Source organism: Chryseobacterium sp. W4I1, assembly GCF_030816115.1.
Lineage (GTDB): Bacteria > Bacteroidota > Bacteroidia > Flavobacteriales > Weeksellaceae > Chryseobacterium.
In genome coordinates this window covers 181,676-195,544 of sequence record NZ_JAUSXQ010000001.1, presented here as the reverse complement: position 1 = coordinate 195,544, position 13,869 = coordinate 181,676, and the positions used below count along the sequence as shown (strand labels likewise).

The following is a 13,869-nucleotide window of genomic DNA, read 5'->3' as shown; positions in this document are numbered from 1 at the left end:
ATATCAAATTATGAAGAAAATTATAAGCATATTCCTTCTACTTTTAGTCACATTTAGTTTTGCCCAGGTCAAGTGGATGACGATTGAAGAAGCCTTAAAAGCTCAAAAAGAAAATCCAAAAAAGATCCTGATCGATTTTTATGCAGATTGGTGTGGCCCATGCAAGATCATGGATAAAAAAACATATGGCCACGATGTGATTGCCCAGATCTTAAATGAAAATTTTTATCCTGTAAAGTTTAATGCTGAAGAAAAAAAGACAATAGATGTTTTTGGAAGAACCTTTTCCAATGAAAATACTGAACATAAAAAGGGCAAAAATTCGCTCCACGAATTTACTCAGTATATGAATGTAGGTGCAGTTCCCAGCACTGTTTTTTTAGATGAAAAAGGAGGTCCAATCACTATCCTGCAAGGAGAATTGTCTGCAAAGGAACTTGAGCCTTATTTAGAATTTATCTCTAAAGACCTCTTTAAAAAGATCCGTTCAAGGGAACAATGGGAAGATTATCAGAAAAAGTTCAAATCTAAGATCAAAGATTAAAACGATACAGCAGCTTTCAAAATTGAAAGCTGCTTTTTGCTTCTTAGGATCAATATTTTTAAAAAAAATTTTAATCTTCAGTCTATTTTCCCGAAATTAGGGCTCATTTTTAAAAAGTGACTTTAGAAACTTCTATAGAATACGTAAAAGGAATTGGTCCTGATAGAGCCAAACTCATCAAAAATGTGTTGGGTCTTTCAACCGTTGACGACCTTCTGAACTTCTACCCTATCCGTTATCTGGATAAGAGTAAGGTATTTAAAATTTCTCAGCTCGAGGAAAGCAGTGTTGAAATACAGCTGAAAGGAAGAATCACACAAGTACAGGAAATCCAAACCGGGAAAACGAAAAGACTTTCGGCAAAGTTCAATGATGATACCGGATCGATGGATCTCGTGTGGTTCCAGTATTCAAAATGGCTTAAGGAACAGATACCGATTAACCGTGAAGTTTATATTTTCGGTAAGATCAATGTTTTTAACCGTCAGTTTTCTATGCCGCACCCCGAAATAGAAGGAGAGGAAAACAAAGAGGGTGACAACCGTTTGAAACCCATCTATCCAAGTTCGGAAAAGCTAACTAAAAGAGGACTGAATCAAAGGTTTTTTCAAATTGTTTTAAGAAATATATGTAAAGAAATTCCGAATCTTATTGAAGAAAATTTTCCGGATTATCTGATGAAAGCATTTAAGTTTTTATCGAGGCAACATACTTTTTTAAACATTCATTTCCCAAAGGATATGATGCATTATGAAAAAGCCGACAACAGGCTGAAGTTTGAAGAATCATTCTTTTTTCAGCTGGGATATGCCCTGAAAAAACTTCATCACAAAACCCATTCACCAGGAAATCCATTTCCAATTGTGGGTCATCATTTCAATGATTTTTATAATCATCATATTCCTTTTGATCTTACCGGTGCCCAGAAGCGGGTTTTAAAAGAGATCCGTATTGACATGAAGAGACCTATTCAGATGAACAGGCTTCTACAGGGCGATGTAGGATCCGGAAAAACAATGGTGGCTCTACTTACCATGCTGATTGCAATGGATAACGGTTTTCAGAGCTGTATAATGGCGCCTACAGAAATTCTTGCCCAACAGCATTTTAACGGTATAAAAGATCTTTTAGCTGCAACAGATATCAATGTGCGTCTTTTAACGGGTTCAAGCAAAACTTCAGAAAGAAAGATCATTCATGAAGAACTGGAAAATGGGACACTTTCTATATTGATAGGGACACACGCAGTTCTTGAAGATAAGGTAAAGTTTAAAAATCTTGGACTAGCCATTATTGATGAGCAGCATAGATTTGGGGTTGCACAGAGGGCCAAATTATGGGCAAAGAATAAAATTCCTCCACATATTCTGGTGATGACCGCTACTCCTATTCCAAGGACGCTGGCAATGAGCTTTTATTCGGATCTTGATGTTTCTGTTATTGATGAAATGCCTGTAGGAAGAAAACCTATCGTCACTGCTCACAGACGGGAAAAAGACAGAACTTATGTCTATAATTTCTGCAGGAATGAGATTAAAAAAGGGAGGCAGGTTTACTTTGTATATCCCCTGATCGAGGAATCTGAAACTTTAGATTACAAAAACCTGATGGAAGGTCTCGAGCATGTCATGAATGCATTTTCAGACTACAATGTCTCTATGCTTCACGGGAAAATGAAACCTGCAGAAAAAGATATTGCTATGAATTATTTTGCATCAGGAGAAGCAGAGATCATGGTAGCTACTACTGTAATTGAAGTAGGTGTAAATGTACCCAATGCTTCTGTCATGGTAATAGAAAGTTCGGAAAGGTTCGGGCTTTCCCAGCTTCACCAGCTGCGTGGCCGTGTAGGAAGAGGTGCAGAGCAGAGTTACTGTATTCTTATGACTTCTGATAAATTATCGAAGGAGAGCAGAATCCGCATCAGAACAATGACGGAAACCAATGATGGCTTTAAAATTTCTGAGGTGGATATGCAGCTCAGAGGCCCGGGAGATATTCTGGGAACGCAACAGAGCGGAGTGGTAGATTTTAAAAGGCTGGATCTTGTGAATGATTCTGCCATTATCAAAACCACAAAAAATACGGTTGATAAAATCCTGGAAACAGATCCGCATCTTCTAAATCCGGATAATCTGATCATCAAAAATTATTATCTGAGGTACTACAAGGGAAAAAATAAATGGAGCAAAATCTCATAAAAAAACCGCGAAAAGAAAAATCTTTCCGCGGCCCCCTTATAAAACTGTTATTTAGAAGAAATTACTTTTGGTCTGTTTAAAATAATTTATTTTAATAGCAAGAACTAATATCTTGTGATTTGGTGTGAAAATATTTATATACTATTTGAATTTTTCAGCCCTGACTATTAAAATAAATTATAAAAACAAAATGAATTATTTTTCCAACTTGCTTATTATAAAAACTAACTGTTAAAGTTGAAGGGAGTGGGAATGAAACGAATAAATGCCCTTCACCTTTTTTAAGTTTTCATGATTGTACCGTTTTGTTTAAAGATCTTCTATGCTTTATAATTGGAAATAAACATAATTCATTTTGTTAAAACTAACATTGTGATTTATATACTTAATTTCTGTTGAAATAATCTATTCTCTTATCATCCATTGCTTTTTTATATAACGAATTTGTGTTGCAATGTTTCGTTTACAAAATTGCTGATATTACATGGATCTTTCCTTATATGATTTTAATTATTAGTTATACAATTTTCACCTTTAAGTGAATAGTATGTATTGAATATCAGTGCTCTTTTAAAATATAAAAACTCTAATAACCTTTATTCATCACACTTTCATGATGAAATTATCTTTATTGAATCCGGAGGTATGATACTGCCAGTTTATTGTAATAATTTCTGTAAGTGACTTTTTCAGTCCTTCATACGTCTCAGGTTTTTTCATAAAAATATGAGCTCCATTCACCAGGATTTCCTCTATTTCATTTTCAGAAATCTGATCAGCATATACTGCAATTACCATATTACTGAATCTGGGATCAGCTTTTATTTCGTTCAATAAATCCGCAGAGCTTTTTCCGTGAATATTATAATTAATTAAAATCAATTCCGGAATAATAGCTTCATTGCTGTCCAGATATTCTATAAGTTCTTTGCCATTTAAGAAACACTGGGATTTTACCCCTATTTTTAAGCTCTTGAATATGCTTTTAAAGAAAATGATAGTCCCTTCATCATCATCTGCCACTATTACATTCAGGTATTCCTTATTCATACAGCATTTCAGAATTAATAAGCATACTTTGGATCTTCCTTCTTTTGGTAATGATCTTCAGAAACTGAGAAGGTGTGATCCCGGTTGTATTTTTAAATTGAGTACTCAAATGGGCTACACTTGAATAATTCAGCTTATGAGCAATCTCTGTAAGGCTCTGCTTATTGTTGATGATCAGCTCTTTTGCATATTCAATCTTCTGCAGAATAATAAAGTTTTCTATAGAGGTAAAAGCAACCTCTGAAAAAAGGTTGGAAAGATACCCGTAACTGTGATTCAGCTTTTCTGCAATATAAATAGATGCTTTTACGGGAACAGCATTTTCAGAAAAAACAAGTTCTACGATAGCATCCTTTATTTTCTGCACTAAAGCCGTTTTCTGGCTTTCAATAATCTCTATGCCATAATCTTCAAGATTCTTCTTAAAAAGACTATGCTGCTCTTGGGTTATAGGTTCAAAGAATTCCACTTCCCCGAAGTTCAGCAGGCGGTATTTCAGTCCATGCTCTTTGAGTTTTTCATCCAATACTTTCTTACAGAGCGCATTGAAATCAAATTTTACATACATTTTCATCCTAATATAAGTGTGTCAAAATTTGAAGTAAATATAATAATTTATTTCATTTAAAAGTGAAATAGTATATATTTTTTTAACATAATATAAAAAAAACAAAAAACTCCTGCATTATTGAATACAGGAATTAAACACTAAGGATGAAAAAAATATACTGATAAAAAGCTGCAATAGCTCTAAACCAAGCATATGAATGTATTATTGAAAGTGATTTGGTTCTGACACAAAGATGGATCAAAAAGAAACATCCCATGTTATAGAATTATAATATATTGTTACAGAATTTTAAGTCAATTATTCGTGAATTAAGAATTCCATAAGAAAATCATCCATTACATATCCCTGGCCTATATCAAAAACACCCTCTCCATAAACGGTATATCCTTGGGATTCATAAAAGTTTCTGGCAGCATTATACTTATTAACATTCAAAATGATCCTGTTGTTACCATTTTCAGTGACTTTCTGATTCAGGAACCGAAGTGCTTCTTTTCCAAAACCTTTTCCTTTACTTTCCGGAACTAAATAAATCCGGTGAAGCTTGGTTGTTCCCTCTTCATAATTACATTCATATCCAATAAATCCTTCATAGGAACCATTTCCTTCGTCCTGAATCAGATAATAATGATAATTTTTATTCTGAAGATGGTTGCCAATCTCCGCTTCGGAATACATTTCTGAAAGCATATACTCCATCTGTTCTGCAGAAAGTATTTCAGCATACGCATTTTCCCATGATCTTTTCGCCAGATCCTGGATAAGAGGAATGTCTTTTTCTGTTGCTTTTATTAATTTCATGATTTTTATGATTAAAAAAAGTGAAAAGCCAGAACTTTTCACCTTTGTTATTGTTATTTCAATTGTGAATTGTTATTAGTGAGTTTTAAATTAATATAAAAAATTCACTATTCACTTGCGAAGTGAAAACTTGCAATTCACATTTTTAAATATTCGCCATTTCAGCTTTTATCTTAGCATGCAGCCCTTCTGAAGCTTTAACTAAAGGAAGTCTCAGGTAATTTTTAATGATTCCTTTTTCAGCCAGGATTACCTTAATTCCGCAAGGGTTACCTTCTGCAAAAATAAGTCTTGTGATCTCTACTAACTTATTGTGAATTTCGTAGGCTTCTTTTACTTTTCCATCAAAAGCCAATTGAACCATGGTAGAAAACTCTTTTGGATATCCTTGTCCAATCACAGAAATTACTCCGTTTCCACCTGCTAAAGTTACAGGAAGTGTATATTCATCATCTCCGGAAACCAATGAAAAACCTTCAGGTTTCTTTCTTAAGATATCGAAATACTGAAGAATGTTCGGAGCTGCTTCTTTAATCATGAATAGGTTTGGAAATTCATTGGCCAGACGGATGGTAGTATCTGCCTCAACGTTCTGCCCTGTTCTGGATGGAACGTTGTAAATAATGATTTTTTTTCCTGTAGAAGCCAGCATTTTATAGTGCTGATAAAGTCCTTCCTGATTAGGCTTATTATAATATGGAGATACGGAAAGTACTGCATCGAACGCAGAAAGATCTGCTTCTTCTATCTGTTTCTTGACTTCAAGAGTATTATTGCCACCTATTCCCAAAACTAAAGGAAGACGTTTATTATTAACCTTAATGATATGCTCAATTACCTGTTTCTTTTCCTCATCAGAAAGCGTTGCAGCTTCTGCTGTAGTTCCCAAAACAACTAAATAATTGGTTCCGTTTTCGATATTATATTCAACAAGTTTTGTTAAACTCTCGAAATCTACGGATAAATCTTCATTAAAGGGCGTTACTAACGCAACACCTACTCCTTTTAAAATGCTCATCTGTTAGAATTATTTTTGTCAAATTTAATAATTTACAGTAAGAATTTATAATAAATAATAATGTTTTATTATACATATAATTATATTTGCATATACTAAAAGATATTATGACATCGCCATGACCTTAGTTATTATAAAATTACCATAAGTACCAGCGATTACATATGACCTTTAAAAAAAATTAATTTGCAACATATGAAAAATAAATTCTTGTTACTAGGAATTGCTCTGGCTACACTTACTGCCTGCAAAACAGCTTCAACGCTGCAGCTGGCGGATGTAAAGACGCAGAAAAATATTTCTATTAATAACGAGCTAAAGAATGATGAGGCGTTTGTAAAAGTTATTGAACCTTATAAGCAGAAACTGGACAAGGAGATGAATCAGAAGATCTCACATACCAGCATAGATCTTACAAAGCAAGGAGATAACAGCAATCTGGGTAATCTTTTGGCTGACTACACCTTTGAAGGAGCTGATGTGTGGACGAAAAAGAATCTTCAGAAAAATGTAGATGCTGCTCTGATCAATATCGGAGGAATCCGTACTACGATCGGAAGTGGAGATATTCTTTTGAAAAGTGTCTTTGAAGTAATGCCTTTTGAAAATGAAGTAATCATTGTAAAAATGAAAGGAGCAGATCTTCAGGGGCTTTTTGATTATTATGCAAAAACACAGGTAAACAACCCGGTCTCTCATTTATATATTGAAACGAATAACGGGCAGCTTACCCAATCCCTGATTAATGGAAAGCCTGTAGTTCCAACTCAGGATTATTATATTGCTACTTCAGATTATCTGGCGCTGGGCGGAGATAATATGAAGTTCTTTTCCAAAGGAGAATCAATCTCTACAGGAATAAGATTAAGAGATCTTTTCATAGAATATTTCAAGAAAACTTCAGAAGTAGTTCCCAGTACAGACATTCGTTTAAATTTTATCGGTAAGAAATAATGGATAGAAAAAGTTTTTTAAAAGTAATAGGTGGTGGGTCTTTAGCAGCAGCTTTAGCTCCCAATATGATGATGGCGGAAGAATTGAAATTCAATCCTTTTAAATCCGCAAATAAACTGACGATCCTTCATACCAATGATCAGCATAGCAGAATTGAGCCTTTTGATGCCAGCTACACCAAAAATCCCAATCAGGGCGGTTTTGCAAGAAGGGCAAGTTTAATTCAACAGATAAGAAATCAGGAAAGCAATGTTCTGCTTCTTGATTCCGGTGATATCTTCCAGGGAACTCCTTATTTCAACTTTTTTGGAGGTGAACTGGAGTTTAAATTAATGTCCATGATGAAATATGATGCTTCAACGATGGGAAACCACGATTTTGATAACAGCCTGGACGGGTTCTTAAAGGTACTACCGAATGCGAAGTTCCCTTTTATCTGCTCAAATTACGATTTCAAAAATACAGTACTGGACGGAAAAACGTCACAGTATAAGATTTTTAACAAAAACGGAATAAAAGTAGGAATTTTTGGAGTGGGTATCCAGCTGGACGGTCTTGTCGGTAAAAAACAATACGGAGAAACTGTATACTCAGATCCTGTAGATGTGGCACAGCATTATTCCAATTTCCTGAAAAACGAACAAAAATGTGATCTTGTGATCTGCCTTTCTCATATCGGCTACGATTACAAAGACGAACCTAATAAAATAAGTGATAAAATTCTGGCTGCCAAAACGGAAAATATTGATATTATCTTAGGTGGGCATACCCATACTTTCTTACCTGAACCTCAAACCTTCACCAACAGACAGGGTAAAAATGTTCTGGTAAATCAAGTCGGATGGGCGGGTCTTCTTCTGGGCAGAATAGATTTTTACTTCGACGCAAATAAAAACGTAAAGCATATTTCCTGGAATAACCAGGCAATAGACAGCAGTATAACCGCATAATATGAAAAAACTCTCTTTAATTTCTCTTGGTATTTTAGCATCCCTGCAGTTCACGAATGCGCAGGTCATTTCATCAAAAAAATGGACGGATCTTTTTTCCTACAATAATGTCTTAGCCATGAAGGAAGACAATGGGAAAATAATCGCTGCCACAGAAAACGGGATATTCTACTATACAATCTCAACAGGAGAGATTACAAAGCTGTCAAAAGCCAACGGTCTCCATGATATCAGCATATCTGCCTTCGATTATGATCCACAGACCAAAATAGCTGTGATAGGTTATGAGAATGGTTCTATGGATGTCGTGACCCCACAGGAGATCAAATATATTGTTGATATTCCTATTGCAACGGGTTATAATGGAAGTAAAAAAATTAATCATATTTCCATTACAGGGAATCAGGCTGTAATTTCTGTAGGTTATGGAGTTTCCATATTTAATTTAAATAAAAAAGAATTCGGAGATTCTGCATTCTTTACTACGGGCGGAGTATACGAAGCAAGTAATGAAGCGACTATTTTAGGTAATAAGGTGTATTCTGTAACCAATACCGGTCTGAAAACCCACGAAATGAACACTACATTTCCTGTATTCTCTACATGGACAACAGAAATACCCGGATCTTTCAAACATATTGATTCAGAAGCTTCATCTCTTATTTATTCTTCTGCAACCTCTGCATTCATCTACAACAATGGAACAGGAACACCGCTTCCTGCAGCTTTTGGGAACATTCAGGATATTGTTTTAACACCAAACAGTATCGTAGTAACAGACAACAGAATCTATACATTTGGTTTAAACGGAATATCTACAGGGGCAGTAAGTTTAGGAGAAGACTGCAACACTGCGATTACCGTTAGTGGAAAAATATATGGAGGAACCATATTATCCGGAATAAAAGAAGAAAGTGGTACTACTTACAAGCCATCAGGTCCCTATTCAAATTCTTCCAGTAGTATTAATCTGTATGATAATAATCAGATGCTGGTTTCAGCAGGGTCAAGAGAAAACAGATATAATCAACCTGCTCAAAATCCTAAAAAACCAGGTTTCTATTATTTTAATGGCACTGAATGGATGCGTCCTTCTTTCTTTTCAACAACTACCGCTCCAATCAATGTAATGGATGCCGTGTTTAATCCGGCAGACAACAGCGAGTTATTTTTCACAAATTATACGATAACTGCTCAAGGAGTCTATAAAATGAAATACAATTCAGGCACTAAAGATTTTGATTTCGTTAAGAGTTATAATTTAGGATCTCCCGGTGATTATTCACACCGTCCGGTAGGTTTTGCAAGTGATCCTCAGAATAATCTGTTTGTTTCTTTCGGTTTCAACTACGGAAGTCCTTCAATAGGTATTTATGACAGAGCAGCTGATGATTTTGTCATCAAAAAGTTTGGGATAACAAGTGATGGTATTCAAAAACCAATCTATCATGAAAATATGCTTTGGATTCCTACTCCAAGAACCAATAATTTTGTCACATACGATTATAAAAATGCCACAAACCTTTCTGACGACACAGACTATATATTAAGTGACGCTAATGGGCTTGCAGGAAATTCAAGAGGAACACTTTCTGTAGCTTTTGATAAATCCGGAGATGCTTGGATAGGTACAGACAGCGGCCTAAGGATAATGACCAATGCAGCTGCTACAATCAAAGATCCAGATCCAAAAGTGGAGCCAATCATTATAGAACAAGGCGGAATTGGAGAGGAGCTTTTCAGGGATGCTCAGGTTCTGCAAATAGAAGTAGATGCAGGAGACTATAAATGGCTATCTATAGATGGCGGCGGCGTATATTACCTTTCCTCTGATGGCCAGAAGACCATCAAGCACTTTACGAAAGAAAATTCACCTCTTCCAACCAATTCCGTCACCGATATTAAAGTAGATAGAAAAACAGGGAAAGTTTACTTTGTCACATTTAATGGCATTGTAGCTTACCAGGGAGATGTTGGAGATGTCAATGCCAACTTCGGAAACGTAGTGGCCTATCCTAATCCTGTAGTTTATTCCAACTTTAAAGGAAAAGTGACCATTAAAGGACTTGCGGAAAAAACAAATATCAGAATCACTGATGCAGCAGGAAATGTAATACACTCTGCTGTAGCCAGAGGTGGTTATTATGAATGGGACCTTAATAATATGAAAGGTAACAGAGTGGCTTCAGGTATTTATTTCGTATTGATGACTAATGAAGACGGATCAGATAAGGCTACCGCAAAAATAGCTGTGGTTAATTAATGAATTTACAAAACGGATTTTTATTATCATTCATAAAATATGGCGAAAATGATGCAGTTTTGCATTGTTTTACAGAAGAGGAAGGCTTTCAGACCTATTTCGTAAAGGGTATCTATTCTAAAAGAAATAAAAAGAAAGCTCTGCTTCAGCCTTTAAGCATGCTCAGTTTTACCATTAATCCCACAAGAGGTAACGGAATACCTTCAGTATCAAAATTTGAGCTGGTAAAAAGTCATGATACCTATATGGATATCAAAGCGAATACTGTGATATTCTTTATTTCAGATTTCCTGAACCAGGTTTTGAGGCATGAAAACAAAAACCCGGTTCTCTTCTACAGTATTGATGAGTTTGTCAATGAACTGACAAGCAAAAACTACCAATGTCACCTGCTTTTTTTAATTACAGTATTAAAAATTCAGGGAGTTGCTCCATTGGTCAATGACGGAAAATATTTAGATCCAGAAACAGGAATGTTCTCTTCTCTTCCAGCACACCAATTGTTCACGGAAGATATATCTGCTCTATGGAAAACAGCTGTTTCTTCGCAAGATCTTTATACAACAAAAATTCACTCTTCACAGCGTAAGGATTTCCTGGACAGCCTTCTCGTATACTATCATTATCATATTACAGATTTTAAAATACCTGCCTCGTTGGAAGTGATTCAGCAGATTTTTGAGTAATTGTTATAATAATTGAGAGAAATTATTCGGTTCAAAACTAACTCCCAACACCTCCTCTGGCTGCCAGCTTATTTATGCTTCGCTTCTCCTGGCATTTCCGTTTCGGATTCTGCAATTTCTTTTTTTGAAAATCTTGGTTGTAAAATTTTTGCGATCAGACCTGTCCATCCTGTTTGGTGTGAAGCTCCTACCCCTCTCCCGTTGTCGCCGTGAAAGTATTCATAGAATAAAATATAATCCTTAAAATCAGGATCGGTTTGAAATCTCTCGTATTGCCCATTTACAGGACGTCTCCCTTTTTCGTCCTTTAAAAAGATTGTGGATAATCTTTTGCTTAAAGCATCTGCAATCTGATCCAGATTAGAAAAGTTTCCGCTTCCGGTAGGATATTCTACTAAAAAATCGGGACTGTAGTAGAAGAAAAACCGCTGAAGGCTTTCAATGATAAGAAAGTTGATGGGAAACCAGATCGGTCCGCGCCAGTTGCTGTTTCCTCCAAAAAGTCCGCTGTCACTTTCTGCCGGTGTATACTTTACATTGTAATCTATTCCGTTTAAGTTTAAAGTATAAGGATTCTTTTCATATTCTTTAGATAATGCCCGAATTCCGTAGTCGCTTAAAAATTCTTCAGGATTCAGCATTCTTTTTAAAAGTCTTTTCAAACGATGCCCGCGAAGCAGTGAAAGGAGATGTTTAGAATCCTGCCCTTTCACTTCCCATCTTGATACAAGAGAGGCTAATTCAGGTTTATTTTCAAGAACCCATTTCATTCTTTTCTTAAAATTAGGCAGCTTTTCGATCATTTCATCATCAATAACCTCAACGGCAAACATTGGGATCAGTCCCACAATGGTTCTTAATCTTAAATACATATGATTTCCGTCATTGGAATTAATCGCATCATAGAAAAATTCATCTTCCTCATCCCAAAGACTGAAGTTCTCATCTCCCATATTATCCAGTGAGTTCGCTATGGAAAGAAAATGTTCAAAGAATTTCATCGCCATTTCCTCATAAACATTGTTATAAAGCGCCAGTTCTAGAGCTATTCTCATCATATTCAGGGCAAACATGGCCATCCAGCTTGTTCCATCAGACTGTTCCAGCTGTTCTCCGTTCGGAAGTGTGGTATTTCGGTCAAAAACGCCAATATTATCAAGCCCTAAAAAGCCTCCTTCAAAAATATTATTGCCATTACTGTCTTTTTTATTTACCCACCAGGTAAAATTCATGAGCAACTTTTGAAAAGCACTTTCTAAAAACTGAATATCCGGTTTTCCTTTAATATACTCATCAATCTTAAAGACTCTGAATACAGCCCATGCATGAACAGGAGGATTTACATCACTGAAATTCCATTCATAAGCAGGAAGCTGCCCGTTGGGATGCATATACCACTCAAACAGGAAAAGTTTTAGCTGATATTTTGCAAAATCAGGGTCTATGAGTGAAAAACTGATGGTATGAAATGCTAAATCCCATGTCGCATACCAGGGATATTCCCATTTATCAGGCATTGAAATGATATGCTCATTGTTGAGATGTTTCCAGTCGTAATTTCTGATATTTTCCCGGGATTTCGGAGGTGGCATTTCGGCAGGATCACCTTTGAGCCATTTTTCTACATTGTAATGGTAAAACATTTTATTCCAAAGCATTCCCGCAAACGCTTGCCGCTGAACCATTTTTTCATCTTCTGATTTTATCCCATTTTGAATTTCAGCATAAAAATCATCCGCTTCCTTTTTTCTCAGTACAAAAGTCTCATCAAAATCAGCAAACGGGCCTTTCAGATCTTTGTCTGTAATTCTGAATTCAAAAATTTTTGATTCTCCTGCTTTTAAGGTTTCATCAATAAAAAAAGAAGCTTTGGTTCCGGTTCCTTTAGGATTTACGGCTTGTGAGTTGCCATTAATAACAAAATCATTGATCCCATTTTTACAATATCTTGATTCATTAGCTGATTGATAGAGCTTTTCAGTATTAGTTTCGTTATTACAGAACAGTGTTTTTAGAGACTGTTTTGCATATATATTTTTAATTTCAAGATCTTTATGCCTTACCGTGATGTGCTCTGCGTCTTCACTGTCCAGTTCAGGCTTATAGTCATCATAGCCCCAATTCCAGGTATTTCTGAACCATACAGTCGGAAGTATGACAAGAGGAGCCTCTTTTTCAGATTTATTGATAATTGTTAATTTAACCAGAATATCATGTTCGCTTTTTTTGGCATATTCTATAAAGATGTCAAAATATTCATTTTGGTCAAAGATTCCGGTATCGATAAGCTCATATTCAGCTTCATTCTTGCTTCTTTGGGCATTGGTTTTTAAAAGTTCCTCGTAAGGAAAAGCATTCTGCGGATATTTATACAGCATCTTCATGTAAGAATGCGTAGGTGTGGAATCCAGATAGTAAAAATATTCCTTGACATCTTCGCCGTGGTTTCCCTGTCCGTTGGTGAGACCAAAGAACCGCTCTTTCACCATCTTATCTTTTCTGTTCCAGAATCCTATAGAAAAAACGAGCTTCTGGAGATCATCGCAAATCCCACAAATGCCTTCTTCACCCCAACGGTAAGCTTTGGCTTCAGCGGTGTCATGGGTGGTGTAATTCCAAGCATCTCCATTTTCGCTATAATCTTCACGGACAAGCCCCCATTCCCGGTTGCTGACATATGGACCCCATTTTTTCCATGAAATATCTGAAAGTCGTTCTTTTTCGGACATGTGTTCTTTGATGTATAATGTATTAATGTACAATGTATTAATGATATCGAATCTCAGATGTTCGGGAGGTTGCCAGTAATGGCTTCGGAAACCTCAACCATC

At 35.9% G+C, this 13,869-nt stretch carries 11 protein-coding genes; 6 read left to right on the top strand and 5 right to left on the bottom strand.

The window, feature by feature from the left end; all coding sequences use genetic code 11:
• Window positions 1-10 precede the first annotated feature (10 nt).
• Together QF044_RS00980 and recG are read left to right on the top strand one after the other, a co-directional pair.
• Window positions 11-544: a thioredoxin fold domain-containing protein gene (locus QF044_RS00980; protein WP_307262605.1), complete on the top strand. Its 534-nt coding sequence runs from the start codon at window positions 11-13 to the stop codon at window positions 542-544.
• A gap of 116 nt (window positions 545-660) precedes the next feature.
• Window positions 661-2,745, top strand: coding sequence for an ATP-dependent DNA helicase RecG (gene recG, locus QF044_RS00975; RefSeq protein WP_307262602.1), 2,085 nt, complete (start codon window positions 661-663; stop codon window positions 2,743-2,745).
• Between the two features lie 603 nt (window positions 2,746-3,348).
• Here recG and QF044_RS00970 read toward each other — a convergent pair.
• From QF044_RS00970 to dapA, 4 genes are all read right to left on the bottom strand, one after another.
• Window positions 3,349-3,795, bottom strand: a complete 447-nt coding sequence (locus QF044_RS00970; RefSeq protein WP_307262599.1) for a response regulator — start codon at window positions 3,793-3,795, stop codon at window positions 3,349-3,351.
• Complete coding sequence (locus QF044_RS00965) at window positions 3,788-4,369, bottom strand: AraC family transcriptional regulator (RefSeq protein WP_307262597.1); 582 nt, start codon at window positions 4,367-4,369, stop codon at window positions 3,788-3,790. The genes QF044_RS00970 and QF044_RS00965 overlap by 8 nt, the downstream gene beginning before the upstream one ends.
• Window positions 4,370-4,663: 294 nt before the next feature.
• Window positions 4,664-5,167 carry a GNAT family N-acetyltransferase gene (locus QF044_RS00960; protein WP_307262595.1) on the bottom strand — a complete coding sequence of 168 codons (504 nt, stop codon included), beginning with the start codon at window positions 5,165-5,167 and terminating at the stop codon, window positions 4,664-4,666.
• A 145-nt stretch (window positions 5,168-5,312) separates the two neighbouring features.
• A complete protein-coding gene (gene dapA, locus QF044_RS00955; RefSeq protein WP_307262592.1) occupies window positions 5,313-6,185 on the bottom strand; it encodes a 4-hydroxy-tetrahydrodipicolinate synthase in 873 nt (290 codons plus the stop codon).
• A 195-nt stretch (window positions 6,186-6,380) separates the two neighbouring features.
• Here dapA and QF044_RS00950 point away from each other — a divergent pair, with 195 nt between their 5' ends.
• From QF044_RS00950 to recO, 4 genes are read left to right on the top strand one after another with little or no spacing between them, the layout of a single operon-like run.
• Window positions 6,381-7,139, top strand: coding sequence for a 5'-nucleotidase C-terminal domain-containing protein (locus QF044_RS00950; RefSeq protein WP_307262589.1), 759 nt, complete (start codon window positions 6,381-6,383; stop codon window positions 7,137-7,139).
• Window positions 7,139-8,089, top strand: a complete 951-nt coding sequence (locus tag QF044_RS00945) for a bifunctional UDP-sugar hydrolase/5'-nucleotidase (protein WP_307262588.1) — start codon at window positions 7,139-7,141, stop codon at window positions 8,087-8,089. Before QF044_RS00950 ends, QF044_RS00945 begins: the two co-directional genes overlap by 1 nt.
• Window position 8,090: 1 nt before the next feature.
• Window positions 8,091-10,352: a T9SS type A sorting domain-containing protein gene (locus QF044_RS00940; RefSeq protein ID WP_307262585.1), complete on the top strand. Its 2,262-nt coding sequence runs from the start codon at window positions 8,091-8,093 to the stop codon at window positions 10,350-10,352.
• Window positions 10,352-11,038: a DNA repair protein RecO gene (gene recO / locus QF044_RS00935; RefSeq protein ID WP_307262582.1), complete on the top strand. Its 687-nt coding sequence runs from the start codon at window positions 10,352-10,354 to the stop codon at window positions 11,036-11,038. The genes QF044_RS00940 and recO overlap by 1 nt, the downstream gene beginning before the upstream one ends.
• A 68-nt stretch (window positions 11,039-11,106) precedes the next feature.
• Here recO and QF044_RS00930 read toward each other — a convergent pair whose 3' ends face one another.
• Window positions 11,107-13,767 (bottom strand): glucosidase, encoded by a 2,661-nt coding sequence (locus tag QF044_RS00930; protein WP_307262578.1) that lies wholly within the window; start codon window positions 13,765-13,767, stop codon window positions 11,107-11,109.
• Window positions 13,768-13,869 lie beyond the last annotated feature (102 nt).

Bases quoted from the DNA above. Each gene is read 5' to 3' on its own strand.
- recO (WP_307262582.1), top strand. From the start codon at position 10,352: ATGAATTTACAAAACGGATTTTTATTATCATTCATAAAATATGGCGAA.
- QF044_RS00970 (WP_307262599.1), bottom strand. From the start codon at position 3,795: ATGAATAAGGAATACCTGAATGTAATAGTGGCAGATGATGATGAAGGG.
- dapA (WP_307262592.1), bottom strand. From the start codon at position 6,185: ATGAGCATTTTAAAAGGAGTAGGTGTTGCGTTAGTAACGCCCTTTAAT.
- QF044_RS00965 (WP_307262597.1), bottom strand. From the start codon at position 4,369: ATGAAAATGTATGTAAAATTTGATTTCAATGCGCTCTGTAAGAAAGTA.
- QF044_RS00930 (WP_307262578.1), bottom strand. From the start codon at position 13,767: ATGTCCGAAAAAGAACGACTTTCAGATATTTCATGGAAAAAATGGGGT.
- QF044_RS00945 (WP_307262588.1), top strand. From the start codon at position 7,139: ATGGATAGAAAAAGTTTTTTAAAAGTAATAGGTGGTGGGTCTTTAGCA.
- QF044_RS00940 (WP_307262585.1), top strand. From the start codon at position 8,091: ATGAAAAAACTCTCTTTAATTTCTCTTGGTATTTTAGCATCCCTGCAG.
- QF044_RS00950 (WP_307262589.1), top strand. From the start codon at position 6,381: ATGAAAAATAAATTCTTGTTACTAGGAATTGCTCTGGCTACACTTACT.
- QF044_RS00980 (WP_307262605.1), top strand. From the start codon at position 11: ATGAAGAAAATTATAAGCATATTCCTTCTACTTTTAGTCACATTTAGT.
- QF044_RS00960 (WP_307262595.1), bottom strand. From the start codon at position 5,167: ATGAAATTAATAAAAGCAACAGAAAAAGACATTCCTCTTATCCAGGAT.